We start from the raw sequence: 26773 nt of genomic DNA on the forward strand, positions 1-26773 counted from the left end.
CGAAGGGCCGCCGCATGGGCCACGCCGGCGCCATCATCTCCGCCTTCGGCGAGTCGGCGCAGGAAAAGGTCGAGATCCTCAAAGACGCCGGTGTGGTGATCGTGCCGACGCCCGCCGCGTTCGGCGAGGTCGTGGCCGAGACTCTGGCGCGGACGAAAAAGGCGGCCTGACCGCCGATTGGCGGCTGCGAGATTGCCAAGACACAAAACGGTGGTGTGGTCTCAGCGACCTGCCGCCGTTTTCGTTTTGGTCCTGCGAGAGCCAGATGACCGCGAAAGCAGCGCCTGCTGCCTCAGTCGGGCAGACCACTCGAAAGCGATTTTTCAAAGAGTTTTGGTGCGGTCGAGAAGACTCGAACTTCCACGGGTTGCCCCACAGCGACCTCAACGCTGCGCGTCTACCAATTCCGCCACGACCGCACGTGGTAGGAGCCGGAACCGTCCGGCCCGGGGCCTGTAGCAAATCGTTTCCGGCGAAACAAGTGCGCCGTGCGGAATATTCGCTAATGCATGTCGCCCAAAAGTGCGTAGCGGTTTTGGGCGAACGACATGCATCAGGCAAAGCTGCTGGCACAATGCTCCACAGCCTCGCCGCGAGCCGGCGGAACTGGACGTTTTTGTCGTTTGCCGCCATATGAAGGGCAATTGCATATCGCCCGAAGCCGCTGACGGATTTGGGGGTACGAAACACATCTGAGCCCGCCTGGATCCGGTTCCGATCATGGCGCTCCTCGGAAGAGACGCGCCATGACAGAACGCAGCCAGATCGCCACGTCGTTCCTGCCCCTTCCCGGTTCGGCGCCGGTCGAATGGGTGATCGAGCCCGGCCTTACCTCCTATCCGGATGCGCTTGCCTTCATGGAAGCGCGCGCCGAGGCGATTCGCAGCGGCGCCGCCAGCGAGATGGTCTGGCTGGTCGAGCATCCCCCGCTCTACACCGCGGGCACCAGCGCGCGTATCGAGGACCTGATCGAACCTGACCGTTTTCCCGTCTTTGCCGCAGGCCGCGGCGGCGAATACACCTACCACGGCCCGGGCCAGCGTGTCGCTTATGTGATGCTCGATTTGAAGCGCCGGCGCGAGGATGTCCGCGCCTTCGTCGCGGCGCTCGAAGATTGGATCATCGGCACGCTCGCCGCCTTCAACGTGCGCGGCGAGCGGCGCGAGGATCGCGTCGGCGTCTGGGTGGTGCGGCCGGATCGCCCAGCCCTGCCCGACGGCTCGCCCGCCGAGGACAAGATCGCGGCAATCGGCATCCGGCTCAGGCGCTGGGTGAGTTTTCACGGCATCGCCATCAATGTCGAGCCGGAGCTCGGCCATTTCAGCGGCATTGTGCCTTGCGGCGTCTCCGACCATGGCGTGACCAGCCTCGTCGACCTCGGCCTGCCTGTCACCATGGCCGACCTCGACCTCGCGCTGAAATCAGCCTTCAAGGGCGTGTTCGGGCCTGCGACGGTCCCGGGCGCCGAGCCGACCCGAAAGGCGGGTTAACCCGCTGCGGCTACATCAACTGGGCGGCTGCCCAGAGCACGCCATAGCCGTGAATGGCAAAGACCGCGAGCAGCGCGCCGGCCATGGCCAGGCGGTCGAAGGTTCGGATCGGCTTCAGCTCGTGACGCGGCTTCACACTGCTGCCCACGGTGAGCAGGCTCAGCATCGAAAACACCGCGCCGGCAATGAGCAGGAAGCTGGACGAGAAACCGGCGCGCCAGCCGAGCGCCAGCAACGCTGACAGCAGTAGGAAGGACGCCAGCGCGAGAGCGAGCGGCCCCGGGCAGATCTGGCGCAGCACCTGGCCGCCGTCGAACTTCCACACCGGCACCAGATTGGCGATGTTGAACAGCGACGCGCAGCCGGCAAGCGTTGCCAGCAGCAATGCCGCAAGGCGATGCCCTTCGCTGCCGGCGAAGCCGCTGGCGGCGATCAGCAGAGGTACCAGGAAGGCGGAGAAGCCCGCACCCATCAGCGCCACGAAGGCGACCTCGAAGCGGCTGTCATAGGGCCTGCCGCCCATGGCGATGCCGCCGAGCAGCGGGATGAAGATCATGCGCGCCCGGCGATGCCCCGTCAGCCGGAACGCCGCCATGTGGCCAAGCTCGTGCAAGGCGACCACCGAGGTCAGGATCACGGCCAGCGCCAGCCCGCCAAGGTTGAGGCCGAAGAACGGCCACAGGATGAAGGCCGAGAGCAGGGCAAAGCCGACCTGGCTCACCGGATGCTCGAACCAGCCGCCCCTGCGATATGTTCCGGTCTTCGCCCAGACCTTAAGCTTGGCGAGTTCGCGGCGCATGGCGAAGTAGCGGAACACCAGGAACGCGACGCCGCGATAACGATCGGTCTGGCTGAGTGTGATCCGCGTCGCATCGCCTTCCGGTGCGAGCTCGGTGGTTTCGCGATAGTCGGCCCAGAACGAGGGATCGAGCGCTGTATCCTCGATGACGCGCATCGAGAAGCGGCTGCCCTCCACCACATCGTCGAACCGCGCCCTGCGTTCTATCGGCCGGCCGTCGCGCCCTTCCCACGACAGCTTGATCAGCGCCGTCCCCTCGCCGTCCAGCGTTTCGGCGGAGAGGATTTCACCGGACCAGCCGGCATCGCTGCCGAACGGCCAAAGCGCCTGCCAGAGGCGTTTCCGATCGGCCTCTATCACACGGCTGACCGTAACCGTGCGCAGCCCGAGCGGCACGGTCATCAGCAAAAAGATCAGTCCGAGATTTCCGGCCACGAGAGTGACCGTGGCGATGACCGACACTGCCTTTGGCTCCCCGTCTTGAAGGAGCAGCCTAGCGGCGGCGCGGCCAAGAAAAGCTTAACGACACGGCGGGCTTTTTGCCCGCCCGAACAGTGGCGGCAAGGCCGCCCGATCACATGGCGCCAATCCAGATCGCCATGGAAATGAGAAAGGTGCTCATGCAAACCAGCGAGACGACATCCTGAACCAGATCGGCCATAACTCTCTCCTGTTGTTAGTATGTTCGCAATTTGTTCTAATTTTGTTCGAATGTCAACGATCAGGGAGTGACGCCTCGGGCGAATCCGGCGATCCGTTTAGGCAGGGTTAAGAAAGGTTGACGCCACGAGATGTGCGACTTTGAACTTAAGATGTGTGCCTCTGTCGAGAGGCAGTCGCTCCAGATTGAATTCCTTCCGGGCGTCTGCGCTGCCCCTCACCTGCCTGCCGGCATCCTCTCCCCGTATAGTGACGGGGAGAGGGGCGCTCTCATCGCCGATTTCGCCAATCGCCAGCGTTGCAGGAAGGGAACCGGCATCGCGGCCAGCCCCTTTCTCCCCGTTTACGGGGAGAAATGCCCGGCAGGGCAATGAGGGGCAGCGCCGACTTCGACAGCCCTTCCTTTGTTCGAAGCGAGTGCCCGGAAAGGCCTCGCTAAGGATTGCATAGGCTGCCGTCCGCAGGCCGGCCTCGTCGGAACATCGACTTGCCCTAAAGCGGCACGACCTTCCCCTCGGCCAACGTCACGCGCCTATCCATGCGGGCGGCCAGCTCGTGATTGTGCGTGGCGATGAGCGCCGCCAGCCCCGACTGCCGGACCAGCGCCTCCAGCGCATCGAACACGTAAGAGGCGGTCGCCGGATCGAGATTGCCGGTCGGCTCGTCGGCCAGAAGCACCAGCGGCGCATTGGCGACGGCGCGCGCGATGGCCACACGCTGCTGCTCGCCGCCCGAGAGCTCGGACGGCCGGTGCTGCGCGCGCTTGCCGATCTGCATGTAGTCGAGCAGCTGCGCCGCCCGCTCGGACGCTTCCTTGCGACCGAGCCCCTTGATCAGCTGCGGCATCATGATGTTTTCAAGCGCCGAGAACTCAGGCAGCAGGTGATGGAACTGGTAGACGAAGCCGACATCGTTGCGGCGGATCGCCGTGCGCTCGTCGTCGGAGAGCCGGCCGCAGGCGCGGCCGCTGAGGATCACGTCGCCGGCATCCGGCCGTTCGAGCAATCCCGCCGTATGCAGCAAGGTCGACTTGCCGGTGCCCGAGGGCGCCACCAGCGCCACCATCTCGCCGCGCCTGAGCGAGAAATCGGCGCCGTTGAGGATGGTGAGCTTGCGCGGCCCCTGGACATAGTGCCGCTCGACGCCCTTCAACTCAATAATGGCTTCGGCCATCACTCGTACCTCAGGGCTTCGACCGGATCGAGCCGGGCTGCCCGCCATGCCGGAAACAACGTGGCGAGGAAGGACAGGCTGAGCGCCATGATGACGACATAGGTGGTCTCGCGTGGATCCATTTTCGCCGGCAGCTGGCTGAGGAAATAGAGTTCGGGATTGAACAGTATCCTGCCCGTCATCCAGGAGAAGAACTGGCGGATCGATTCGATGTTGAGGCAGATGACGACGCCGAGCAGCACCCCCGCGATCGTGCCGGTCACGCCGATCGCGGCCCCGGTCATCAGGAAGATGCGCAGGATCGCCCCGCGCGAGGCGCCCATCGTGCGCAGGATGGCGATGTCGTGGCCCTTGTCCTTCACCAGCATGACGAGGCCGGAGATGATGTTGAGCGCCGCAACCAGCACGATCAGCGTGAGAATCATGAACATGACGTTGCGCTCGACCTGCAGCGCCGAGAAGAAGGTCTCGTTGCGCTGGCGCCAGTCGACGAGGTCGATTGGCCGCTGCGCCGCTTGCTCGACCAGCGGCTTCAGCGCATCGACATTGTCGGGATTGTCGACATAGATCTCGATGGTCTGCGCCCGCCCGTCCATGTTGAAATAGAGCTGCGCTTCGGAGAACGGCATGTAGACGATCGAGCTGTCATACTCAGACATGCCGACCTCGAAGATCGCCGCCACCTTGTAGCCCTTCATGCGCGGCGTGGTGCCGAGCGGCGTGACGTCGCCTTCGGGCGAGATCAGCGTGATCGTGTCGCCGAGCACCAAGCCGAGATTCTCGGCCATGCGCTTGCCGATCGCCACGCCCTCGCCGGTGTCGAAGCCGTCGAGCGTGCCCTGCTTGATGTTGCTGGACACAATCGAGATCTTGTTGAGGTCTTCGGCGCGAATGCCGCGCACCAGCGCGCCGACGCCGCCGCCGACATTGCCTTGCGCCAGCACTTGTCCGTCGATCAGAGGTATGGCGTATTTGACGCCGGCAACGCCGCTGATGCGGCTCGCCACCTGCGCATAGTCCTCCAGCGGCGAATCGAGCGGCTGGACGATGAGATGACCGTTGACGCCGAGGATGCGGGTCAGCAGCTCGGCGCGAAAACCGTTCATCACCGCCATGACGACGATCAGCGTCGCGACGCCCAGCATGATGCCGAGGAAGGAGATCGAGGCGATGACCGAAATCACCGTCTCCTTCCGGCGCGAACGCAGGTAGCGCCACGCCACCATGCGCTCGAAGCCTGAAAAGGCGCCTGCCGGCGATCGAGCTGCAGCCGCCTCGTTCATCAGGCGATACCCAGGCGTTTCTTGGCTTCCGCGATCGGCAGCGTCTCGCGCTCGCCGCTGCGGCGGTTCTTGATCTCGACCTCGCCCGCGGCCACGCCGCGCGGGCCGACAATCACCTGCCAGGGCAGACCGATCAGATCGGCGGTCGCGAACTTGCCGCCCGGCCGCTGGTCGGTGTCGTCATAGAGCACGTCCTTGCCGGCCGAAGTCAGCGACGCGTAGAGCTCATCGCAGACGCGGTCGCATTCGGCATCGCCCACTTTCATGTTGATCAGGCCGATGTCGAACGGCGCCACCGCTTCCGGCCAGATGATGCCGTTCTCGTCGTGGCTCGCCTCGATGATCGCCGCGACAAGCCGCGACGGGCCGATGCCGTAGGAGCCGCCCGAAGCGAAATGGTCCTTGCCGTCGGGCCCGGTGACTTTGGCATTCATCGGCTTCGAATACTTCTCGCCGAAGTGGAAGATGTGGCCGACCTCGATGCCGCGCGCCGAAAGCCTGTCGCCTTCGGAGACCTTCTCCCAGGCCGCTTCGTCATGCATCTCGTCGGTGGCGGCGTAAGGCGTCGTCCATTTCTTCACGATGCCGCCGATCTCGGTATCGTCGGCAAAATTCGTGTCCGCTCCAGGCACTTCGAGCGACAGGTAGGCGCGGTCGCAGAACACCTGGCTCTCGCCGGTGTCGGCCAGGATGATGAATTCATGGCTGAGGTCGCCGCCGATCGGGCCGGTGTCGGCGCGCATCGGAATGGCTTGCAGGCCCATGCGTGTGAACGTCCTGAGATAGGACACGAACATGCGGTTGTAGGCCGCTCTCGCGCCTTCGAAATCGAGGTCGAAGGAGTAAGCGTCCTTCATCAGGAATTCGCGCGAACGCATGACGCCGAAGCGGGGGCGCACCTCGTCACGGAACTTCCACTGGATGTGGTAGAGATTGAGCGGCAGGTCCTTGTAGGATTTGACGTAGGCGCGGAAGATTTCGGTGACCATTTCCTCGTTGGTTGGACCGTAGAGCATATCGCGGTCCTGCCGGTCCTTGATGCGCAGCATCTCCTTGCCGTAGTCGTTGTAACGGCCGCTTTCGCGCCACAGGTCCGCCGACTGGATGGTCGGCATCAGGATTTCCAGCGCCCCTGCCCGGTTCTGCTCCTCGCGGATGATCTGGCAGACCTTGTCCAGCACCCGCTTGCCGAGCGGCAGCCAGGAGAAGCTGCCCTGCCCCTGCTGGCGGATCATGCCGGCGCGCAGCATCAGCCGATGCGAGACGATTTCGGCCTCGCGGGGGTTTTCTTTGAGAATGGGCAGGAAGTAGCGCGACAAACGCATGGACTGGTCCGTGAATGAAAAAATTGCGGCGCGTGGAATCGGCGCGCACGAGGCTGCTTGCCCGGGCTTCATAGCCATTTCATGACAGAATGGAAACCCGAGCGCGCCAAAGTGTTGGGGTGTTCTGCGCATGATCAAAAAGGTGTGTTTGGCCGCCAAAGTGCCGCTTCCGGCTGTTTGATCGATTCACAAGCAAGCCTTGCCCCACTATTGTGCAGTGCAGCACGATATTGCCCATTTAGAGGCAAAATTCTTCGTGACATTGTCGCCTGCCTTGGTCTAGTGTGCGCCGATAACCGAGAGGGCGGAGAAAAATCTGCTCTCCTACGCGGTCAAAGTCTTGGGAGGATGCGATCTAGGCGCGGTAACTCGCTGCCGCCGGACACCGGAAACGGATCGGACGCGTTTAAATTGCAAGGCCTCGTGCCTTGCATTTTTTTTGTGCAATCATCTGCTTAGCACGACAGACTGCCAAACAGCATTACCCATCATTAGCCGCGAAAATCGGAAGCCGGCTTCCGATTTCAACCAAAGCGCGCGCCTGCGGCTCAATACTTGCGGAGACTGTGTAGGACTTTAGTGCCCGGCAGTATGACTAAAGTCTGGCACGATGTGCGGAATGTCGTCGAAGCCCAGGCCGAGCCCCCTCGTCAGGCCGTAGAAAATGCCCATCACGATGGCGGTCACGATCGTCGTGCGGATCGCCGCGCGCAGCATGTGCGGTCCCTTGGGAGCGCTCGAAACGGTGCCCAGCGTCACGTCCTTATCCTCGTCCTGGGTGCGCAGGCTGAACGGCAGCACTGCGAACAGCACCAGCCACCATGTGACGAAGAACAGCGCTACAAACGAAACCCAGTTCATGCCTGCTCCAGTTCCACCAGCGTGCCGAAGAAGTCCTTGGGATGCAGGAACAGCACCGGCTTGCCATGCGCGCCGATCTTCGGGTTGCCGTCGCCGAGCACGCGCGCGCCGCTCGCCTTGAGATGATCGCGCGCGGCCAGAATGTCGTCGACCTCGTAGCAGACGTGATGCATGCCGCCCGAGGGATTCTTCTCGAGGAATGCGGCGATGGGCGAAGCATCGCCCAGCGGCTCCAACAGCTCGATCTTAGTGTTGCCGACATCGACGAACACCACCGTCACTCCGTGCTCCGGCAGCGCCTGCGGTGCGCTCAGCCGCGCGCCCAGCGTGTCGCGATAGGCCGCAGTCGCCGCGGCCAGGTCCGGCACGGCAAGCGCGACATGGTTCAGGCGTCCGAGCATACTGCGCTCCGCTTTAGGGAAGTAAGGGAATAGGGAAAACAAGCCAGAAAAAACGCAAACTAATCATTCTTCCCCTACTCCCCTACTGCCTTACTCCCCTACTCCCTCATCTCGTCACAAACACCGTCACCAGCGGCTTCTTGCCCCAGGCTTCGTTGGCGGCGCCGCGCACCGCGCGGCGCACCGCCTCCTGCACCAGGTCGAGGTCTTTTCGGCGCTGGCGGGGGATGGAGTCCACCGCGCCGATTGCCGCATCGAGCATCAGGTCCTCCAGCATCTCGCCGCTGGCGTCGGTCTCGGCGACGCCGATCGCCACCAGATCGGGGTCGCCGGCAAGCTCGTATTTCTCGTCGAGCACGACGTTGACCGCGACATGCCCGGCATAGGACAGCTTGCGCCGGTCGCGTATGCCCATCGCCTGGTCGGAGCCGATCAGAAACCCATCCTTATAGAGGCGGCCGAACGGCACCTGGTCGATGATCGTCGCCGGCCCGGGCCAGAGCTTCAGCATGTCGCCGTCGCGCACTTGCGCCACCTGGCCGATGCCGGACATCGACATCAGCGAGCCCTGCGCCACCAGATGCGCCGCCTCGCCGTGCACTGGCACGCCGATCTGCGGCCGCACCCATTCATACATCTTGCGCAGCTCGCTGCGGCGCGGATGGCCGGAGACGTGCACCAGCGCGTCGCCGTCCTCGATGATCTTCATGCCGAGGTCGATCAGCCGGTTCTTGATCTCGAGGATCGCCTTCTCGTTGCCGGGAATGGTGCGCGAGGAAAAGACGACCGTGTCGCCGGCCGTCAGCGCCACCGATTTCATTTCGTCGCGCGAGAGCTTCGCAAGTGCCGCCAGCGGCTCGCCCTGGCTGCCGGTGCAGATGACCACTAGGTTCTCGCGCGGGATGTAGCCGTAATCTTCCTCGGCGATGAATTCCGGCAGGCCGTCCATATAGCCGAGTTCGGTCGCGACATCGATGACGCGCTTCAGCGAGCGGCCGAGCACCAGGCATTGCCGGCCGGCGTCGCGTGCCGCCTTGGCGATCGAGATGATGCGCCCGACATTGGAGGAGAAGGTGGTGACGGCGACGCGGCCCTTGGCTTTCTCGATGACGCCCTTGAGGCCCTCGCCCACCGCCACTTCCGACGGCGAGTCACCTTCCCTCAGCGCATTGGTGGAATCGCAGATCAGCGCCAGCACGCCCTTGTCGCCATAGGCGCGGAAGCGTGCCTCGTCGGTCATCGGCCCGATCGTCGGTGCCGGGTCGATCTTCCAGTCGCCGGTGTGGATCACCGTGCCCGCGGGCGTGGTGATCGCCAGCGACATCGGCTCCGGGATGGAGTGCGCCACCGGAATTGCTTCGATCTCGAAAGGCCCGATCGTGAACTTCTCGCCGGCCCGGTAGACCGTCGCCGGGATTTTGGGCGCATTCTGCTCGCCCTGCCGTTTGGCCTCGAGCAGCCCGGCGGTGAACGGCGTCATCCAGACGGGCACCTTGAGCTTCGGCCAGATGTCGAGCAATGCGCCATAGTGATCCTCATGCGCATGGGTGATGACAATGCCGCGCAAGCCGTCGAGATTCTCCTCAATGAAACGCGTGTCGGGCAGGATGAGGTCCACCCCCGGATGCGCGGTATCGGGAAAGGTGACGCCGACATCGACGATAATCCACTCGCGCGCGTCGGCCGGCCCGTAGCCATAGAGGGCGAAGTTCATACCGATCTCGCCGACGCCGCCGAGCGGCGCGAAGACGAGTTCGGCGTTGTCTCTATTCGCCATACATTCTTTCCTTCCTGGCCGCTCAGGCCAAGCCGTTGGCGCAATTCCAGGAAAAATGTGTCACGGTTTTCCGTCCGGAATTGTGCAAAAACAAAATTATACCCGCGCCGAGGCAACCGCGCCGAAATGCACGTCGCCGGCCGCGATCGTCAGAACAGAACCATCATCGTCGCGGATCACGAAACGGCAGTCTTCGTCAATGGTCTCGAAGACGCCGCGCACCACATTACCGTCAATTCTGACAGCAACCTCGCCGCCGAGCCCGGCCGCGCGCGCCAGCCAGCGCTTCCTGATGGCGGAAAGCCCGCGCCCCTCGTCCCACAACCTGGCGTTCTCGCTCCAGGCATCCGAAAGCGCCAGGAACAGCGTTTCGGCATCGCAATTGGCGCCCAACGCCTGCAACGATGTCGCCGGATAAGGCAGATCCTCGGGGTAAGCCACGACGTTGACGCCGATGCCGACCGCGACGGCAAAGCGTCCGCCGTCGAGCATCGTCGATTCCAGCAGGATGCCAGCAAGCTTGGCGCCTGAGGCGAGCACGTCGTTCGGCCATTTCAGCTCGAAGCGATTGCGTCCTTCGCTGGCGCCGTCCAGGGCAACGGCGACCCGGCCTCGCGGGACGACGGCGTCGAGCGCGTCGGCGAGAGCGAGCCCGGCGACGAAGCCGAGCGTCGCGGCGAGCCGCAATTCTCCACCGGGGAGCAGAAGCAGCGTCGCCGCCAGATTGCCTTCGGGCGTCGCCCAGGCACGGCCGCGCCGCCCGCGCCCGCTTTCCTGCTTCTTCGAGACGACCCAGAGTTTTCCCGGATCGCCGGCGCGCGCATGCTCCAGAGCCAGCGCGTTGGTCGAGCCGACGCTGTCATGGGCCTCGAGCCGGAACCCCTCCGACGCCGCGGTTGGAGCCAGCCGAAACGCCATCCCGTCAGAAGAAGGTCTTGGCGGCGGCTTCGGCATAGCTGCCGATCGGCCCGCCGATCAGCACGTAGAACAGCACGAAGGCGCCGCTGACGCCGAGAACCAGACGCAATTCGCTCGCCATCGGCACGAAGCCGCCGACCGGCTCGTCGAACCACATGATCTTGATGATGCGCAGGTAATAGTAGGCGCCCACCACCGAGGCCAGCACGCCGATGATCGCCAGCGCGTAGAGATGCGCGTTGATGGCGGCGAGGAACACGTACCACTTCCCCCAGAAGCCGGCGAGGGGCGGAATGCCTGCCAGCGAGAACATCAGGATGGTGAGGATGGTCGCCATGATCGGATTGGTCGAGGCTAGGCCGGCGAGATCGCCGATCTGCTCGACATTGCCCTCCTTGCGTCGCATGGCGAGGATGAAGGCGAAGGTGCCGAGCGTCATCACCAGATAGATCAGCATGTAGATGGCAACGCCGCGCACCCCGGCCTGGCTGTTGGCGGCAAGGCCGACAAGCGCGTAGCCCATATGGCCGATCGAGGAATAGGCCATCAGGCGCTTGATGTTGGTCTGGCCGATGGCGGCGAAAGCGCCGAGCGCCATCGAGGCGATCGAGATAAAGACGACGATCTGCTGCCAGTCGGCGGCGATCGGCTTGAAGGCGCCCATGGTGACGCGCACGATCAGCGCCATCGCCGCCATCTTCGGCGCCGCGGCCAGGAAGGCGGTGATCGGCGTCGGCGCGCCTTCATAGACGTCCGGCGTCCACATGTGGAACGGCACCGCCGAGATCTTGAAGGCGAGGCCCGCAAGCACGAACACCAGGCCGAAGACGAGGCCGAGCTGGCGCTCGCCGCCGCCCAGCGCCGTCGCAATCTCGTGGAAGCCGGTGTTGCCGGTATAGCCGTAGACCAGCGAGATGCCGTAGAGCAGCATGCCCGACGACAGCGCGCCGAGGACGAAATATTTGAGGCCGGCTTCGGTCGAACGGACATTGTCGCGGTTGATCGCCGCCAGCACATAGATCGCCAGCGACTGCAGCTCGAGGCCGAGATAGAGCCCGATCATGCCGTTGGCCGAGATCATCAGCATCATGCCGAGCGTGCAGAGCACGATTAGCACCGGATATTCGAACTTGTCGAAATGCTCCTGCCGGGCGAAGCGCATCGACATGACGAGCGTCACAGCCGAGCCGATCAGCGCCAGCGTCTTCATGAAGCGGCCAAAGGAATCCTGGACGAAGGCGCTGCCGTAGGCAGACCCCTCGCTGGCGGAGAAGGCGAGCCACAGACCGGCGATCACCAGCACGACGACCGCAAGGCCGGTGACCGTCATCGTGTTGTTGGAGCGCGAATAGGCACCCACCATCAGAAGCGCCAGCGCGCCGATGGCAAGGATCAGCTCCGGCGTCGAGAGCGAAAGGCTGGAGAGAAGGTCCGGCGTCATGGTTTTTCCCCAGTCAGTTCGCCGCCGCGGTCTGCGCGGAATTGATGGATGCGGTGACGTTGGTGACGAGCGCCTTCACGGAAGCCGCCGTGGCATCGAAGACCGGTGCCGGATAGACGCCGTAGAAGATGACCAGCACCACGAGCGGATAGACGATCGCCTTCTCGCGCGTCGACAGATCCAAGAGGTTCTTCAGGCTTTCCTTGGTCAGCGCGCCGAAGATCACGCGGCGATAGAGCCACAGCGCATAAGCTGCCGACAGGATGACGCCGGTGGCGGCGAAGAAGGCCACCCAGGTGTTGACCCGGAACACGCCGAGCATGGTCAGGAACTCGCCGACGAAGCCGCTGGTGCCCGGCAGGCCGACATTGGCCAAGGTGAAGATCATGAACACGGTGGCGTATTTCGGCATGTTGTTGACCAGCCCGCCATAGGCGTCGATGTCGCGTGTGTGCATGCGGTCGTAGATGACGCCGACGCACAGGAACAGCGCGCCGGAGACGAGGCCGTGGCTGAGCATCTGGTAGATCGCCCCCTGCACGCCTTCCTCGTTCATCGCGAAGATGCCCATGGTGACGAAACCCATATGGGCGACCGAGGAATAGGCGATCAGCTTCTTCATGTCCTCCTGCATTAGCGCCACCAGTGAGGTGTAGATGATGGCGACGACCGAGAGCGTGAAGATCAGCGGTGCGAACATCTCCGACGCCTGCGGGAACATCGGCAGCGAGAAGCGCAGGAAGCCGTATCCGCCCATCTTCAACAGGATGGCGGCCAGGATGACCGAACCAGCCGTCGGTGCCTCGACATGCGCGTCGGGCAGCCAGGTGTGCACCGGCCACATCGGCATCTTCACCGCGAAGGAGGCGAAGAAGGCGAGCCACAGCCAGGTCTGCATGTTGGCCGGGAAGTTATGCGTCAAGAGCGTCGTGATGTCGGTCGTGCCGGACTGGAAGAACATCGCCATGATGGCGAGCAGCATCAGCACCGAGCCGGCCAGCGTATAGAGGAAGAACTTGAACGAGGCATAGACGCGCCTCTTGCCGCCCCAGACGCCGATGATGATGAACATCGGGATCAGGCCGCCCTCGAAGAAGACGTAGAACAGCACGATGTCGAGCGCGCAGAACACGCCGATCATCAGCGTCTCGAGGATCAGGAAGGCGATCATATAAGCCTTGACCCGCTTCTCGATCGCTTCCCACGAGGCCAGGATGCTGAGCGGCATCAGGAAGGTGGTCAGGATGACGAACAGCATCGATATGCCGTCGACGCCCATATGGTAGGAAATGCCTGAATCCAGCCAGGCATGCTTCTCGACGAACTGGAAGCCGGCCTGCGAATTGTCGAAGCCCTTCCAGATGAACAGCGACACCACGAAGGTGAACGCCGTCGTGATGAAGGCGATCGAGCGGATGTTGCGGCGCGCGTTTTCGCTGTCGTCGCTGATCGGCAGAATTAAGAGAACACCAACCAGCGGCAGGAAGGTGACCAGCGAGAGGATTGGCCAGTCGGTCATCAGAGCATCATCCAGGTGACGAGAGCGGCCACGCCGATCAGCATGGCAAAGGCATAGTGGTAGAGATAGCCGGTCTGCAATTTGACGACGCGGTTGGTGACGTCGACGACGCGCGCCGAGATGCCGTCGGGACCGAGGCCATCGATGATGGCGCCGTCACCGGTCTTCCACAGGAACCGGCCGAGGCGCTTTGCCGGCCGCACGAACAGGAAGTCGTAGAGCTCGTCGAAGTACCATTTGTTGAGCAGGAAGCCGTAGAGCAGGCGATGGTTGGCGGCGACGCTCCGCGGCAGTTCCGGCGAGCGGATGTAGAACTTCCAGGCAACCGCGAAGCCGATCACCATAGCGACGAACGGCGCCAGTTCCACCCACAGCGGCAGCTCATGGATCTCGTGCAGGATGTGGTTCTCCGGCAGCGTGAACAGCGACGCCCTCCAGAACTCGGCATAGCCCTCGCCGATGAAGGAGCCGTGGAAGATGATGCCGGCAAACAGCGCGCCGGCGGCCAGCACATAGAGCGGCACCAGCATCACCGGCGGCGATTCATGCACGTGATGCATGACCTCATGGCTCGCGCGCGGCTCGCCGTGGAAGGTCATGAAGATCAGCCGCCAGGAATAGAAGCTGGTGAAGCAGGCGGCGATCACGAGCAGAATGAACGCAAAGCCCGCCACCGCATTGTGACCGGCGAAGGACGTCTCGATGATGGCGTCCTTGGAGAAGAAGCCGGCAGTGCCGATCACCGTCGCCGGGATGCCGACGCCGGTCAGCGCCAGCGTGCCGATCACCATCATCCAGTAGGTCTTGGGGATGAGGGTTCTTAAGCCGCCCATCAGGCGCATGTCCTGCTCGTCGGAAACGGCATGGATGACCGAGCCCGAGCCGAGGAACAGCAGCGCCTTGAAGAAGGCGTGCGTGAACAGGTGGAAGATCGCCGCGCCATAGGCGCCGACGCCCAGCGCCACGAACATGTAGCCGAGCTGCGAGCAGGTCGAATAGGCGATGACGCGCTTGATGTCGTTCTGGACCAGACCGACGGTCGCCGCGAAAAAGGCAGTGAAGGCGCCGATGAAGGTGACGACGGTGAGCGCCGAAGGCGACAGCTCGAATAGCGGCGATAGCCTCGCCAGCATGAACACGCCGGCCGTCACCATGGTCGCGGCATGGATCAGCGCCGAGACCGGCGTCGGACCTTCCATGGCGTCGGGCAGCCAGGTGTGCAGCGGCACCTGCGCCGACTTGCCCATGGCGCCCATGAAGAGCAGCAGGCAGACCACCGTCAGCGCAGTATGCTTGTCCAGCGCATGGCCGAGGAAGGTGAGCACGGCCGCCCCCTGCGGCGCGCCTTCGGCGGGAAGGAAGGAAGCTGCGTTGGCAAAGACGGTGCCGAGATTGACCGAACCGAACAGCACGAACACGCCGAAAATGCCGAGCGCGAAACCGAAATCGCCGATGCGGTTGACGACGAAGGCCTTGATCGCAGCGGCGTTGGCGGACGGCTTCTTGTACCAGAAGCCGATCAGCAGGTAGGAGGCGAGGCCGACGCCTTCCCAGCCGAAGTACATCTGCACCAGGTTGTCGGCCGTCACCAGCATCAGCATCGCGAAGGTGAACAGCGACAGATAGGCGAAGAAGCGCGGCCGGTCCGGATCGTGGTGCATGTAGCCGATCGAATAGATATGGACCAGCGCCGACACCGTGTTGACGACGACCAGCATCACGGCCGTGAGCGTGTCGATCCTGAGCGCCCAGGCGGCATCGAGCCCGCCGGCCTGGATCCAGCGCAGCACCGGCACGGTGAACACCTCGCCGTGGCCGAAGCCGACGGTGAAGAAGGCGATCCACGACAGCACAGCCGAGATCACCAGGAAGCCGGAGGTGATGTATTCGGATGCCTTGGCGCCGAGCGAATTGCCGAACAGGCCGACAATGAGGAAGCCGAGCAGCGGAAGGAAGACGATGGCCTGGTACATGGTGGTTCCCGTCAACCCTTCATCTGGCTCACGTCTTCGACCGCGATCGAGCCGCGGTTGCGGAAGAAGACGACAAGAATGGCAAGACCGATCGCGGCCTCGGCCGCGGCGACCGTCAGCACGAACAGGGCGAACACCTGTCCGACGAGGTCATGCAGCGCCGCCGAGAAGGCGACGAAGTTGATGTTGACCGCAAGCAGGATCAGCTCGATCGACATCAGGATGACGATGATGTTGCGGCGGTTCAAAAAGATGCCGAACACGCCGAGCGTGAACAGGATCGCCGATACGGTCAGATAATGCGCGATGCCGACGACCATCTCAGATACCCTCGCCCGACTTGACCTTGCGGATTTCCATGCCCGTTGCCGGCGTGCGGCCGACCTGGGCCGCGATCGACTGCCGTTTGACGCCTTCCTTGTGGCGCAGCGTCAGCACAATGGCGCCGATCATGGCAACCAGCAGCACGAGGCCGGCGATCTGGAAGTAATAGAGGTAGTCCGTGTAGAGGATGTCGCCGAGCGCCGCCGTATTGGAGCGCGTGGCGATATCCGGCGTCTGCTTCGCCACCGTGGAGGCAAGCTGCGGCGCGAAGCTGTAGCCGCCGAGCACGACGATCAGCTCCGCCGCCAGGATCAGCCCGACCAGCGCGCCGATCGGTGCGTATTGCAGCGCGCCCTGCTTCATTTCGGCAAAGTCGACGTCGAGCATCATAACGACGAACAGGAACAGCACCATCACCGCGCCGACATAGACGACGAGCAGGATCATCGCCAGGAACTCAGCGCCGGTCAGCATGAAGAGGCCGGCGGCGTTGAAGAAGGTGAGGATCAGGAACAGCACCGAATGCACGGGGTTGCGCGACGAAATGACCATGAAGGCCGACGCCACGGCGATAAAGGCGAAGAGGTAGAAGAAAGCCGCCTCTAGTCCACTCAACATGGGTTCCCCCGGGTTCCTGTCCGAACACGGCACTCAGCGCCTGCTCGATGTCCGCCGCCGCCTCCGGCTGGCAAAAGTTGCGTTTCCTTAGACGAGACCCCTCGCCCCGTCCATGCGTCAAATGTCAGCGATAGGGTGCGTCCAGCGCGATGTTGCGCGCCAGCTCCCGCTCCCAGCGATCGCCGTTCGCGAGCAGCTTTTCCTTGTTGTAGTAGAGCTCCTCGCGCGTCTCGGTCGCGAATTCGAAATTCGGCCCCTCGACGATGGCGTCGACCGGGCAGGCTTCCTGGCAGAAGCCGCAATAGATGCACTTCACCATGTCGATGTCGTAGCGCACGGTGCGGCGCGTGCCGTCGTTGCGGCGCGGGCCGGCCTCGATGGTGATCGCCTGCGCCGGGCAGATCGCTTCGCAAAGCTTGCAGGCGATGCAGCGCTCCTCGCCGTTCGGATAGCGGCGCAGCGCATGCTCGCCACGGAAGCGCGGGCTGGTCGGCCCTTTTTCATGCGGATAGTTGATCGTCTCCTTCGGCGCGAAGAACTGGCGCATCGACAGGAAGAAGGCGCTGACGAAATCCTTGAGCAGCAAGGCCTTTGCGGCCTGGGCAAGAGCGGACATCACGCAAACCCCGTGATCTTGAGGAAGGCCGCGGTGGCGACGACCATGAACAGCGAAATCGGCAGGAAGACCTTCCAGCCCAGCCGCATCAGCTGGTCGTAGCGGTAGCGCGGCACGAACGCCTTCACCATCGAGAACATGAAGAATACCAGGCAGACCTTGAGCACGAACCAGATCAGGCCCGGCACCCAGGTGAAGGGCGCAAAGTCGAACGGCGGCAGCCAGCCGCCAAGGAAGAGGATGGTGGCCAACGCGCACATCAGGACGACGGCGACATACTCTCCCAGGAAGAAGAGCAGGAACGGCGTAGACGAATATTCAACCATATGGCCAGCGACGAGTTCCGATTCCGCCTCCACCAGATCGAACGGCGGGCGGTTCGTCTCGGCCAGCGCCGAGATGAAGAACACGATGAACATCGGGAACAGCGACAGCCAGTGCCAGTCGAGGAAGGTGTTGGGCAGGCCGAGCCGGGTGCCGAGGCCATCCTGTTGCGAGAGAACGATGTCGGAGAGGTTGAGCGAGCCGACGGTCAGCAGAACGGTGACGATGACGAAGCCGATCGAGACTTCGTAGGACACCATCTGCGCGGCCGAACGCAGCGCGCCGAGGAACGGGTATTTCGAATTCGATGCCCAGCCGCCCATGATCACGCCATAGACCTCGAGCGAGGAGATGGCGAAGACATAGAGGATGCCGACATTGATGTTGGCGATCGCCCAGCCTTCATTCACCGGAATGACGGCCCAGGCCGAGATGGCGAGCACCGCCGACACCAGCGGCGCCAGCAGGAAAACGCCCTTGTTGGCGCCGGACGGGATCACCGGCTCCTTGAAAACAAATTTCAGAAGATCGGCGAAGGCCTGCAGTGTGCCCCAGGGACCGACGACGTTCGGGCCACGGCGCAACTGCACGGCCGCCCATATCTTGCGGTCGGCATAGAGAACATAGGCCACGAAGATCAGAAGAACGACGATCAGCACGACCGATTTCAACAGGATCAGCAGCGCCGGCAGCACGTAGAAGGAGAAGAAGGTGTCCATGCTTATTCCGCCGCCTGCTTGAAGCCGCTCTTGGCCAGCGCCGAGCATTCGGCCATCACGGCCGATGCCCGCGCGATCGGGTTGGTCAGATAGAAGTCCTTCACCGGCGAGGTGAAGGCGCCCTTGTTCAGCCGGCCGCCGAGCTTCGCCGCCTTGGCGACGTCGCCGGCGCTGCCGGCCAGGACATGGTCGATGCGGGCGAGATGCGGATATTCGCCATAGAGCTTGGCGCGCAGCTGCGCCAGCGAATCGAAGGGCAGCTTCTTGCCGAGCACATCCGATAGCGCCCTGAGAATCGCCCAGTCCTCGCGCGCTTCGCCCGGCGCGAAACCGGCGCGGTTGGTCTGCTGCACGCGCCCTTCCGTGTTGATATAGGTGCCCGACTTTTCGGTGTAGGCCGCGGCCGGCAGGATGACGTTGGCGCGGTGCGCGCCGGCATCGCCATGCGTGCCGATATAGACGACGAAGGCGCCGCCGGTCCTGGCCATGTCGATCTCGTCGGCACCGAGCAGGAACAGCAGGTCCGTCTCACCCAGCATGCCGGCGACGTTCTTACCGCCCTCGCCCGGCACAAAGCCGACATCGAGGCCGCCGACTCTGGCCGCGGCGTTGTGCAGCACGGCAAAGCCGTTCCAATCGGTGGTGACCGCGTTGACGGCTACCGCGAGCTTGGCCGCCTGGCCGAGCACGGCAGCGCCGTCGGCGCGCGCCAGCGCGCCCTGGCCGACGATGATCAGTGGATGCGTCGCCTTCTTCAGCACCTCGAAGAACTTGCCGTTGCCGTCGGCCAGGTCCTTCAAGGATTCCGGGCTGGCGCCGATCAGCTCGTAGTCATAGCGCGTGTCGCCGATCTCGCCGATGACGCCGATCGGCAGGTTGCCGACGCGCCAGCGCTTGCGGATACGGGCGTTGAGCACCGAAGCCTCGAAGCGCGGATTGGCGCCGATGATCAGCACCGCGTCGGCCTGCTCGATGCCTTCGATGGTCGGATTGAAGATGTAGCTGGCGCGGCCGAGCGATGGATCGAGCGCGGCGCCGTCCTGGCGGCAGTCGATGTTCTTGGAGCCGAGCGCCGCCATCAGCAGCTTGAGCGCGTAGATTTCCTCGACCGCGGCGAGGTCGCCGGCAATGGCGCCGATGCGCTCGGGTGCCGTCTTCGATACTTCGTCCTTGATCGCCGCGAAGGCTTCAGCCCAGCTTGCCGGAGCGAGCTTGCCGTTCTTACGAACATAAGGACGATCGAGGCGCTGCGTGCGCAGACCGTCCCAGATGAAGCGGGTCTTGTCCGAGATCCACTCCTCGTTCACCGCTTCGTTGACGCGCGGCAGGATGCGCATCACCTCTCGGCCTCTGGAATCGACGCGGATCGCCGAGCCGACGGCGTCCATGACGTCGATCGATTCCGTCTTCGTGAGTTCCCACGGCCGCGCCTGGAAGGCGAACGGCTTGGAGGTCAGCGCACCGACCGGGCAAAGGTCGATGACGTTGCCCTGAAGCTCCGACGTCATCGCCTGTTCGAGATAGGTGGTGATCTCGGCGTCCTCGCCGCGGCCGATCAGGCCGAGCTCGGAAATGCCGGCGACCTCGGTGGTGAAGCGGACGCAGCGCGTGCAATGGATGCAGCGGTTCATCACTGTCTTGACCAGCGGGCCGATATACTTGTCTTCGACCGCGCGCTTGTTCTCGTGATAGCGCGAGGAATCGACGCCGAAGGCCATCGCCTGGTCCTGCAGGTCGCATTCGCCGCCCTGGTCGCAGATCGGGCAATCGAGCGGATGGTTGATCAGCAGGAACTCCATCACGCCTTCGCGGGCCTTCTTGACCATCGGCGTGTTGGTGAAGATTTCCGGCGGCTCGCCATTGGGGCCGGGGCGCAGGTCGCGCACGCCCATGGCGCAGGAAGCCTGCGGCTTGGGCGGGCCGCCCTTCACCTCGATCAGGCACATACGGCAATTGCCGGCGATGGACAGCCGCTCGTGGAAGCAGAAGCGCGGCACTTCCGCGCCGGCGTCCTCGGCCGCCTGCAGCAGCGTGTAGTGGTCGGGTACCGTGATCTCTTTCCCGTCGACCTTGAGCTTTGCCATTCGCCTCAAACCCTCGCGGATTTCCCGCAATCTCTCTTTCCGGGCGCGACTGGTGCCGCGCCCGGCATTTCATCTCACTACTTGGCGGCCAGCGCCGCCGCCTGACCGGTCCAGTCGTCACGGCCGATGCGGCCGGCGAGCGACAGGTAATCCTCGACCCAGGCGATCTCTTCCGACGTCCAGGCAGCGATCTGGTCGTACGACCAGATGCCAAGGCCGTTCAGCACTTTCTCGAGCTTCGGCCCGATGCCCGAGATCGCCTTCAGGTCGGAAGGCTTCCCCGGCTTGTCGATCGACTTGGGCTGCCTGAAATCCTCCGGCATCAGCCCGGTCGCGGCCGTTCCGGCAACCGTGTCGGCGCCGGTCGCGTCGAGCGCCTTCTCGGTGGCGTTCGCCGCGATATCTGTTACGTCCCTGGCGAAGGTCTGCGCCTCGGCGATCAACGTCTCGGTCGCCTTGCGCGCCTTGGACGAATTGTTGGCGGCTTCGGTCCGCGCCTCGAGATCGTCGGGCAACGGCTGGAACATGCGCTGCGAGGCTTCGACCGCGCCGGAGAGCGCGCCCATCCAGACGCCCAGGGCCTGGTTGGCGAAGCCGATGCCCAGCGCCGACATCGCGGCCGCGCCCGCGACGGGATGCGCCATGAGGTTGATGGCGCTGGCCATCTCCCTCGGCATCATCTTGGTCAGGTCCTGATTCATCTTCTCGAGTTGGTCCCAATAAGGCATCAGCGGGTAGGCTATCGAATACGGCGCCATAGACATCTCCTGGTCGTTCCTCGTACGCCCCGCCCCTGCTTTTCCGTCCCGGGCAATGCCCGTATTCCAATCCTATTCCGCCGCCACCATCACCGGCTCGACCCGGTGGGCGTTGCGCGAAAACTCGTCGATGCGACGCTCCACCTCGCCCCGGAAGTGCCGCATCAGGCCCTGGATCGGCCACGCCGCGGCGTCGCCCAGCGCGCAGATGGTGTGGCCCTCGACCTGCTTGGTGACGTCGAGCAGCATGTCGATCTCGCGCTTCTGCGCCTCGCCGCGCACCAGCCGCTCCATCACCCGCCACATCCAGCCGGTGCCTTCACGGCACGGCGTGCACTGGCCGCAGCTCTCGTGCTTGTAGAAGTAGGAAAGCCTGGCGATCGCCTTCACGACATCGGTCGACTTGTCCATGACGATGACGGCCGCAGTGCCGAGACCGGATTTGAGGTCGCGCAGCGCGTCGAAATCCATCGGCGCGTCGATAATCTGCGCCGCCGGCACCAGCGGCACCGAGGCGCCGCCCGGGATGACCGCGAGCAGATTGTCCCAACCGCCGCGGATGCCGCCGCAATGCGTGTCGATCAGCTCGCGGAACGGGATCGACATCGCCTCTTCGACGGTGCAGGGATTGTTGACGTGGCCGGAGACGCAGAACAGCTTGGTGCCGGCATTGTTCGGTCGGCCGAAAGATGAGAACCAGGCTGCGCCCCGGCGCAGGATGGTCGGCGCCACGGCGATCGATTCGACGTTGTTGACCGTCGTCGGGCAGCCATAGAGGCCGACATTGGCCGGGAACGGCGGCTTCAGCCGCGGCTGGCCCTTCTTGCCTTCGAGGCTTTCGAGCAGCGCCGTCTCCTCGCCGCAGATATAGGCGCCGGCGCCATGGTGCATATAGACGTCGAAGTCGTAGCCGGACGTGTTGTTCTTGCCGATGAGCTTCGCCGCATAGGCCTCGTCGATGGCGCGCTGCAGCGCCTCGCGCTCGCGGATGAACTCGCCGCGCACATAGATGTAGGCGGCGATCGCGCCCATGGCGAAGCCGGCGACCAGCGCGCCCTCGACCAGCGTGTGCGGGTCGTTGCGCAGGATGTCGCGGTCCTTGCAGGTGCCGGGCTCCGATTCGTCGGCGTTGATGACCAGATACGCAGGCCGGCCGTCGCTCTGCTTGGGCATGAACGACCATTTCAGGCCCGTCGGGAAGCCGGCGCCGCCGCGGCCGCGCAGCCCGCTCGCCTTCATCTCGTTGACGATCCAGTCGCGCCCCTTGGCGATGAGGCGGGGCGTGTCGTCCCAGATGCCGCGCGCCTGCGCCCCGGCCAGCGACTTGTCGAACAGGCCGTAGATGTTGGTGAAGATACGGTCTTTGTCCTGGAGCATTGTTCGTCCCTCAGACCGGCTTCTTGCCGAAGACGCGGATGTATTCGGCGACACCGCCCTTGGCGAGCGCCTTGGCTTGTTTCACCCAGTCGTCGCGCTCGATACGGCCGCGGAAATTGAGATAGCCATCGACCCATTCGCGCTCGGCCTTCTTCCAGGAGGCGACCTGGGCGAAGGTGTAGATGCCTATCGAATGCAGGGTGACCTCGATCTTCGGTCCGACGCCGGAGATCAGCTTGAGATCGTCGACCGCTGCCGGGCGCTCGATGCCGGCGGGACGATTCTTGTCCTCGAGCGACGGCTTCGCCGTCTTAGCCGCTGGCTGCTTGGTTTCGGGCGACTTGAAGACGGAAGCCGGCTCGGCCTTGGCGATCGGCCCGCTGCGCGGCTTCGAAACCCCTTCGACCTCCGGCGAGGCCTGGTTGGCATTGGCGGCGGAGTGGCGCGGCGCCCTGACGCTGGCCGCCTTCTCGGTGGCCGGCGAAACCTTGACCGGCGACGGTGTCGTCAGCGCCGGGCTGGTTTCCGGCGCATCGGTTTTCGGCTTGCTGGACTTCGATGGTCCGACCGGGGCCGATGCCACCGGCGCGGTCGGCGCCTGGGAGACGACAACGGCGGGCGCTGCAGCCGGCGCCGAGGCCGCAGCCTCCCTGGCCGCCTTCGCCGCTGCCTTGGCTTCCTTGTCGCGGGTCGACTTCAGGATAGCTTTCTCGCTCTTCAGCGTCGTCAGCCCGGCTGCCGGCTCCGAGCCGGTTCGGCCGTTCTGCGGACCCGGCTTAACGTCTGCGCCCTTGCCGGCCTCATAGAGATCGATGATCTCGGCCAGCCGTTCCGGCGTCAGGTCCTCGAACGTGTCCTTGAAGATCATCACCATCGGCGCGTTGACGCAGGCGCCGAGGCACTCGACCTCCTCCCACGACAGCGTGCCCTTGTCGTTGGTGTGGAATTGGTCGTGATGGATCTTCGAGCGGCAGACGTCCATCAGCGCTTCGGAGCCGCGCAGCATGCAGGGCGTGGTGCCGCAGACCTGGATATGGGCGCGCGTGCCGACCGGATTGAGCTGATACTGCGTGTAGAAGGTCGCGACTTCGAGGCCGCGGATGCGCGGCATGCCGAGCATGTCGCAGATCGCCTCAATCGCGGCCTTCGTCACCCAGCCTTCCTGCTCCTGCGCGATCATCAGCAGCGGGATGATAGCCGACTGTTCGCGCCCCTTCGGGTATTTGGCGATCCACTGCTGCGCCGCCGCCGCGTTCGCCTTGTTGAAGGCAAAGGAGGCTGGCTGGACGCTGGCATCTGCGAGACGGCGGACTGACATTTAGCGATCGACCTCCCCAAACACGATGTCGAGCGAACCCAATACGGCGGTGACGTCGGCCAGCATGTGACCGCGGCACAGGAAATCCATGGCCTGCAGATGCGCGAAGCCGGGGGCGCGCAGCTTGCAGCGGTAGGGCTTGTTGGTGCCGTCTGAGACCAGATAGACGCCGAACTCGCCTTTCGGCGCCTCGACGGCCGCATAGACCTCGCCGGCCGGCACGCGATAGCCTTCGGTGTAGAGCTTGAAGTGATGGATCAGCGCTTCCATCGAGCGCTTCATCGCCGCGCGCTTCGGCGGCACCACCTTGCCGTCGAGGTTCGATACCGGACCGGCGCTTTCCTTGCCGAGCAGCAGGTCGACGCACTGGCGCATGATCTTCGCCGACTGGCGCATCTCTTCCATGCGCACCAGATAGCGGTCGTAGCAGTCGCCGTTCTTGCCGACTGGAATGTCGAAATCCATCTCGGAATAGCATTCATAGGGCTGCGCCTTGCGCAGGTCCCAGGCAGCGCCCGAACCGCGCACCATCACGCCCGAAAAACCCCAGGCCCAGGCGTCTGCTAGCGACACGGTGCCGATATCGACATTGCGCTGCTTGAAGATGCGGTTGGGCGTCAGCAGCGCGTCGAGGTCGTCGACCGACTTCAGGAACGGGTCGATCCACTTGCCGATGTCCTCGATCAGCTGCTGCGGCAGATCCTGATGCACGCCGCCGGGACGGAAATAAGCGGCATGCATGCGCGAGCCAGAGGCACGCTCATAGAACACCATCAGCTTTTCGCGCTCGACGAAGCCCCACAGCGGCGGGGTGAGCGCGCCGACGTCCATCGCCTGCGTCGTCACATTGAGGATGTGCGACATGATGCGGCCCATTTCGGAATAGAGCACGCGGATCAACTGGCCGCGCTTCGGCACCTCGATGCCGAGCAGCCGCTCGGCGGCCAAAGCGAAGGCGTGCTCCTGGTTCATCGGCGCGCAATAGTCGAGTCGGTCGAGATAGGGCACGGCCTGCAAATAGGTCTTGGCTTCGATCAGCTTCTCGGTGCCGCGATGGAGCAGCCCGATATGCGGATCGACGCGATCGACAACCTCGCCATCCAGCTCCAGCACCAGGCGCAAAACGCCATGCGCCGCAGGATGCTGCGGACCGAAGTTGATGTTGAAGTTGCGGACGGAGGTTTCAGCCATCGTGGCGCCTCAATTCGTCTTGGCTTTCTCATCCCCCGGCAGGACGTAGTCCGTCCCTTCCCAAGGAGAAAGAAAATCGAAATTGCGGAATTCCTGCTTGAGCTCGACCGGCTCGTAGATCACGCGCTTGGCCTCGTCGTCGTAGCGCACTTCGACGAAGCCGGTCAGCGGGAAATCCTTGCGCAGTGGATGCCCGTCAAAGCCGTAGTCGGTGAGGATGCGCCGCAGGTCCGGATGGTCCGAGAACAGCACGCCGTAGAGGTCATAGGTCTCGCGCTCGTACCAGTCGGCGCCCGGATAGACGGCGGTCAGCGACGGCACCAGCGTCTCCTCGTCGGCCTGGACTTTCAGGCGGATGCGGACATTCTGCTTCGGCGACAACAGGTGGTAGACGACGTCGAAGCGTTTGGCCCGCGACGGGTAGTCCGCGCCGCAGATGTCGATGATCGAGATGAACTGGCAACGCGGATCATCGCGCAGGAAGGTCGCAACCTCGATCAGATTGCCCGGCTCGACAGGGACCGTCAGTTCGCCATAGGCAAGCACCGGCTCGCCGATGCGGCCGGAAAGCTTCTCGCCGAGATAAGTGGAGAGTTCGTTCAACGCCAGGGTCATTGGCTCACCGTTCGATCGTGCCGGTGCGGCGGATCTTCTTCTGCAACAGAAGAATGCCGTAAAGCAGCGCTTCCGCGCTCGGCGGGCAGCCGGGCACATAGATGTCGACCGGCACGATGCGGTCGCAACCGCGCACCACCGAATAGGAATAATGGTAGTAGCCGCCGCCATTGGCGCAGGAGCCCATCGAGATGACGTAGCGCGGCTCCGGCATCTGGTCGTAGACCTTACGCAGTGCCGGCGCCATCTTGTTGGTCAGCGTGCCGGCGACGATCATGATGTCGGACTGGCGCGGAGACGCGCGCGGCGCGACGCCGAACCGCTCCGAGTCGTAGCGCGGCATCGAGGTGTGGATCATCTCGACCGCGCAGCAGGCGAGGCCGAAGGTCATGAACATCAGCGAGCCGCTGCGCGCCCAGGTGATCAGCGCTTCGGTGGAGGTGACAAGAAAACCCTTGTCGGCCAACTCGTTGTTGATTTCGAGGAAGAAGGGATCGTCCTCCCCCACTGGCCTGCCGGTGTTGGGGTCGATGATGCCCTTGGGCTTCGGCGCGACGAGGGTGCCTGAACTGTCGTTCAATCCCATTCCAGCGCTCCTTTTTTCCATTCATAGGCAAAGCCGATGGTCAACACCGCCAGGAACACCATCATCGACCAGAAGCCGAGCATACCGAGCTTGGAGAAGGACACCGCCCAGGGAAACAGGAAGGCGACCTCGAGATCGAAGATGATGAACAGGATCGACACCAGGTAGAAGCGGATGTCGAATTTCATGCGGGCGTCGTCGAACGAGTTGAACCCGCATTCATAGGCGGAAAGCTTTTCCGGATCGGGATTGCGGTAGGCCACCAGGAACGGCGCGACGATAAGCGCGAGACCGACGACCATCGCCACTGCGATGAAGAGGACGATGGGCAGGTACGAACTTAGGAGTGCGCTCATGCGCCGACTTTCCTTTGGCGGGCCAATTCACTTTGATTACAGCAACGGACTCTAATGCGGAAGCGTGACAGTTTAACCGCTGAACCGTTTTAAAGGGGCCCATGCTGCAACGCGGCGAGGGTTAGCGCAGCGGTTTCGGCGACGCAAGTCAAACCTTGTTCAAAATCCGGCCCTGGACGCCATATCGGAAGAAACTGGTCCGATCCGCTCCTGTTTGATTTCCTTCATTTTTTACTCCACTTTTCTCTCCTGACATATCTCCCGCCA

24 protein-coding genes, 1 tRNA gene and 1 pseudogene are annotated in these 26773 nt (G+C 63.7%); 2 read left to right on the top strand and 24 right to left on the bottom strand.

Translation table 11 applies throughout. The features are described from left to right. A pseudogene (locus RFN30_RS30285) lies at positions 1 to 170 on the top strand (succinate--CoA ligase subunit alpha); the annotation flags it as partial. Between the two features lie 164 nt (positions 171 to 334). On the opposite strand, the gene RFN30_RS30290 reads toward RFN30_RS30285, so the two are convergent. Beyond that, positions 335 to 419 (bottom strand) — tRNA-Leu (locus RFN30_RS30290). A gap of 327 nt (positions 420 to 746) precedes the next feature. On the opposite strand from RFN30_RS30290, the gene lipB reads away from it, so the two are divergent. Further along, positions 747 to 1490, top strand: a complete 744-nt coding sequence (gene lipB, locus RFN30_RS30295; RefSeq protein WP_320265673.1) for a lipoyl(octanoyl) transferase LipB — start codon at positions 747 to 749, stop codon at positions 1488 to 1490. A 10-nt stretch (positions 1491 to 1500) separates the two neighbouring features. Here the strand turns inward: lipB and RFN30_RS30300 are convergent, their stop codons facing one another. The 23 genes from RFN30_RS30300 to RFN30_RS30410 form a co-directional block, all read right to left on the bottom strand. Further along, positions 1501 to 2751, bottom strand: coding sequence for a site-2 protease family protein (locus RFN30_RS30300; protein WP_320265674.1), 1251 nt, complete (start codon positions 2749 to 2751; stop codon positions 1501 to 1503). 690 nt (positions 2752 to 3441) lie between these two features. Beyond that, positions 3442 to 4125: an ABC transporter ATP-binding protein gene (locus RFN30_RS30305; protein WP_192245380.1), complete on the bottom strand. Its 684-nt coding sequence runs from the start codon at positions 4123 to 4125 to the stop codon at positions 3442 to 3444. After that, the gene (locus RFN30_RS30310) at positions 4122 to 5405 is read right to left on the bottom strand and encodes a lipoprotein-releasing ABC transporter permease subunit (RefSeq protein WP_320265675.1); all 1284 of its coding nucleotides are present in this window, start codon (positions 5403 to 5405) and stop codon (positions 4122 to 4124) included. Before RFN30_RS30310 ends, RFN30_RS30305 begins: the two co-directional genes overlap by 4 nt. Beyond that, positions 5405 to 6730, bottom strand: coding sequence for a proline--tRNA ligase (gene proS / locus RFN30_RS30315; RefSeq protein WP_320265676.1), 1326 nt, complete (start codon positions 6728 to 6730; stop codon positions 5405 to 5407). The genes RFN30_RS30310 and proS overlap by 1 nt, the downstream gene beginning before the upstream one ends. A 576-nt stretch (positions 6731 to 7306) precedes the next feature. After that, a complete protein-coding gene (locus tag RFN30_RS30320; protein ID WP_320265677.1) occupies positions 7307 to 7591 on the bottom strand; it encodes a DUF1467 family protein in 285 nt (94 codons plus the stop codon). Next, complete coding sequence (gene mce / locus RFN30_RS30325; RefSeq protein ID WP_320265678.1) at positions 7588 to 7992, bottom strand: methylmalonyl-CoA epimerase; 405 nt, start codon at positions 7990 to 7992, stop codon at positions 7588 to 7590. The genes RFN30_RS30320 and mce overlap by 4 nt, the downstream gene beginning before the upstream one ends. A 106-nt stretch (positions 7993 to 8098) precedes the next feature. Beyond that, positions 8099 to 9769 (bottom strand): ribonuclease J, encoded by a 1671-nt coding sequence (locus tag RFN30_RS30330; RefSeq protein WP_320265679.1) that lies wholly within the window; start codon positions 9767 to 9769, stop codon positions 8099 to 8101. Between the two features lie 96 nt (positions 9770 to 9865). Beyond that, positions 9866 to 10687: a biotin--[acetyl-CoA-carboxylase] ligase gene (locus RFN30_RS30335; RefSeq protein WP_320265680.1), complete on the bottom strand. Its 822-nt coding sequence runs from the start codon at positions 10685 to 10687 to the stop codon at positions 9866 to 9868. Positions 10688 to 10691: 4 nt separating this feature from the next. Further along, positions 10692 to 12128, bottom strand: coding sequence for an NADH-quinone oxidoreductase subunit NuoN (nuoN, locus tag RFN30_RS30340; protein ID WP_320265681.1), 1437 nt, complete (start codon positions 12126 to 12128; stop codon positions 10692 to 10694). Positions 12129 to 12141: 13 nt separating this feature from the next. After that, positions 12142 to 13647: an NADH-quinone oxidoreductase subunit M gene (locus RFN30_RS30345; RefSeq protein ID WP_320265682.1), complete on the bottom strand. Its 1506-nt coding sequence runs from the start codon at positions 13645 to 13647 to the stop codon at positions 12142 to 12144. Further along, complete coding sequence (gene nuoL, locus RFN30_RS30350; protein WP_320265683.1) at positions 13647 to 15620, bottom strand: NADH-quinone oxidoreductase subunit L; 1974 nt, start codon at positions 15618 to 15620, stop codon at positions 13647 to 13649. Before nuoL ends, RFN30_RS30345 begins: the two co-directional genes overlap by 1 nt. An 11-nt stretch (positions 15621 to 15631) precedes the next feature. Then, positions 15632 to 15940, bottom strand: a complete 309-nt coding sequence (gene nuoK, locus RFN30_RS30355; RefSeq protein WP_040969939.1) for an NADH-quinone oxidoreductase subunit NuoK — start codon at positions 15938 to 15940, stop codon at positions 15632 to 15634. Between the two features lies 1 nt (position 15941). Beyond that, positions 15942 to 16562 (bottom strand): NADH-quinone oxidoreductase subunit J, encoded by a 621-nt coding sequence (locus RFN30_RS30360; protein ID WP_320265684.1) that lies wholly within the window; start codon positions 16560 to 16562, stop codon positions 15942 to 15944. 124 nt (positions 16563 to 16686) lie between these two features. Then, positions 16687 to 17178: an NADH-quinone oxidoreductase subunit NuoI gene (gene nuoI, locus RFN30_RS30365; RefSeq protein WP_059185258.1), complete on the bottom strand. Its 492-nt coding sequence runs from the start codon at positions 17176 to 17178 to the stop codon at positions 16687 to 16689. Beyond that, complete coding sequence (nuoH, locus tag RFN30_RS30370; RefSeq protein WP_292112181.1) at positions 17178 to 18221, bottom strand: NADH-quinone oxidoreductase subunit NuoH; 1044 nt, start codon at positions 18219 to 18221, stop codon at positions 17178 to 17180. Before nuoH ends, nuoI begins: the two co-directional genes overlap by 1 nt. Positions 18222 to 18223: 2 nt before the next feature. Then, positions 18224 to 20305 (bottom strand): NADH-quinone oxidoreductase subunit NuoG, encoded by a 2082-nt coding sequence (gene nuoG, locus RFN30_RS30375; RefSeq protein ID WP_320265685.1) that lies wholly within the window; start codon positions 20303 to 20305, stop codon positions 18224 to 18226. A 77-nt stretch (positions 20306 to 20382) separates the two neighbouring features. After that, on the bottom strand, positions 20383 to 21063 hold the full coding sequence (locus RFN30_RS30380; RefSeq protein ID WP_320265716.1) for a helix-hairpin-helix domain-containing protein: 681 nt from the start codon (positions 21061 to 21063) through the stop codon (positions 20383 to 20385). Positions 21064 to 21135: 72 nt separating this feature from the next. Further along, positions 21136 to 22440 carry an NADH-quinone oxidoreductase subunit NuoF gene (gene nuoF / locus RFN30_RS30385; protein ID WP_320265686.1) on the bottom strand — a complete coding sequence of 435 codons (1305 nt, stop codon included), beginning with the start codon at positions 22438 to 22440 and terminating at the stop codon, positions 21136 to 21138. Between the two features lie 10 nt (positions 22441 to 22450). Further along, a complete protein-coding gene (locus RFN30_RS30390) occupies positions 22451 to 23758 on the bottom strand; it encodes an NADH-quinone oxidoreductase subunit E (RefSeq protein WP_320265687.1) in 1308 nt (435 codons plus the stop codon). Beyond that, positions 23759 to 24949, bottom strand: a complete 1191-nt coding sequence (locus RFN30_RS30395; protein WP_320265688.1) for an NADH-quinone oxidoreductase subunit D — start codon at positions 24947 to 24949, stop codon at positions 23759 to 23761. It abuts the gene before it with no gap. A 9-nt stretch (positions 24950 to 24958) separates the two neighbouring features. After that, complete coding sequence (locus RFN30_RS30400) at positions 24959 to 25564, bottom strand: NADH-quinone oxidoreductase subunit C (RefSeq protein ID WP_320265689.1); 606 nt, start codon at positions 25562 to 25564, stop codon at positions 24959 to 24961. Positions 25565 to 25568: 4 nt separating this feature from the next. Next, on the bottom strand, positions 25569 to 26150 hold the full coding sequence (locus RFN30_RS30405; RefSeq protein WP_013531090.1) for a NuoB/complex I 20 kDa subunit family protein: 582 nt from the start codon (positions 26148 to 26150) through the stop codon (positions 25569 to 25571). Continuing rightward, positions 26141 to 26506 carry an NADH-quinone oxidoreductase subunit A gene (locus RFN30_RS30410; protein ID WP_027169002.1) on the bottom strand — a complete coding sequence of 122 codons (366 nt, stop codon included), beginning with the start codon at positions 26504 to 26506 and terminating at the stop codon, positions 26141 to 26143. The genes RFN30_RS30405 and RFN30_RS30410 overlap by 10 nt, the downstream gene beginning before the upstream one ends. Between the last annotated feature and the right edge of the window lie 267 nt (positions 26507 to 26773).

It is taken from the genome of Mesorhizobium dulcispinae, from assembly GCF_033977345.1.
Lineage (GTDB): Bacteria > Pseudomonadota > Alphaproteobacteria > Rhizobiales > Rhizobiaceae > Mesorhizobium > Mesorhizobium dulcispinae.

Coding starts and splice junctions, on each gene's coding strand:
- lipB (WP_320265673.1), top strand. CDS start 747: ATGACAGAACGCAGCCAGATCGCCACGTCGTTCCTGCCCCTTCCCGGT.
- RFN30_RS30310 (WP_320265675.1), bottom strand. CDS start 5,405: ATGAACGAGGCGGCTGCAGCTCGATCGCCGGCAGGCGCCTTTTCAGGC.
- proS (WP_320265676.1), bottom strand. CDS start 6,730: ATGCGTTTGTCGCGCTACTTCCTGCCCATTCTCAAAGAAAACCCCCGC.
- RFN30_RS30320 (WP_320265677.1), bottom strand. CDS start 7,591: ATGAACTGGGTTTCGTTTGTAGCGCTGTTCTTCGTCACATGGTGGCTG.
- mce (WP_320265678.1), bottom strand. CDS start 7,992: ATGCTCGGACGCCTGAACCATGTCGCGCTTGCCGTGCCGGACCTGGCC.
- RFN30_RS30330 (WP_320265679.1), bottom strand. CDS start 9,769: ATGGCGAATAGAGACAACGCCGAACTCGTCTTCGCGCCGCTCGGCGGC.
- RFN30_RS30335 (WP_320265680.1), bottom strand. CDS start 10,687: ATGGCGTTTCGGCTGGCTCCAACCGCGGCGTCGGAGGGGTTCCGGCTC.
- nuoN (WP_320265681.1), bottom strand. CDS start 12,128: ATGACGCCGGACCTTCTCTCCAGCCTTTCGCTCTCGACGCCGGAGCTG.
- RFN30_RS30345 (WP_320265682.1), bottom strand. CDS start 13,647: ATGACCGACTGGCCAATCCTCTCGCTGGTCACCTTCCTGCCGCTGGTT.
- nuoL (WP_320265683.1), bottom strand. CDS start 15,620: ATGTACCAGGCCATCGTCTTCCTTCCGCTGCTCGGCTTCCTCATTGTC.
- nuoK (WP_040969939.1), bottom strand. CDS start 15,940: ATGGTCGTCGGCATCGCGCATTATCTGACCGTATCGGCGATCCTGTTC.
- RFN30_RS30360 (WP_320265684.1), bottom strand. CDS start 16,562: ATGTTGAGTGGACTAGAGGCGGCTTTCTTCTACCTCTTCGCCTTTATC.
- nuoI (WP_059185258.1), bottom strand. CDS start 17,178: ATGTCCGCTCTTGCCCAGGCCGCAAAGGCCTTGCTGCTCAAGGATTTC.
- nuoH (WP_292112181.1), bottom strand. CDS start 18,221: ATGGACACCTTCTTCTCCTTCTACGTGCTGCCGGCGCTGCTGATCCTG.
- nuoG (WP_320265685.1), bottom strand. CDS start 20,305: ATGGCAAAGCTCAAGGTCGACGGGAAAGAGATCACGGTACCCGACCAC.
- RFN30_RS30380 (WP_320265716.1), bottom strand. CDS start 21,063: ATGGCGCCGTATTCGATAGCCTACCCGCTGATGCCTTATTGGGACCAA.
- nuoF (WP_320265686.1), bottom strand. CDS start 22,440: ATGCTCCAGGACAAAGACCGTATCTTCACCAACATCTACGGCCTGTTC.
- RFN30_RS30390 (WP_320265687.1), bottom strand. CDS start 23,758: ATGTCAGTCCGCCGTCTCGCAGATGCCAGCGTCCAGCCAGCCTCCTTT.
- RFN30_RS30395 (WP_320265688.1), bottom strand. CDS start 24,949: ATGGCTGAAACCTCCGTCCGCAACTTCAACATCAACTTCGGTCCGCAG.
- RFN30_RS30400 (WP_320265689.1), bottom strand. CDS start 25,564: ATGACCCTGGCGTTGAACGAACTCTCCACTTATCTCGGCGAGAAGCTT.
- RFN30_RS30405 (WP_013531090.1), bottom strand. CDS start 26,150: ATGGGATTGAACGACAGTTCAGGCACCCTCGTCGCGCCGAAGCCCAAG.
- RFN30_RS30410 (WP_027169002.1), bottom strand. CDS start 26,506: ATGAGCGCACTCCTAAGTTCGTACCTGCCCATCGTCCTCTTCATCGCA.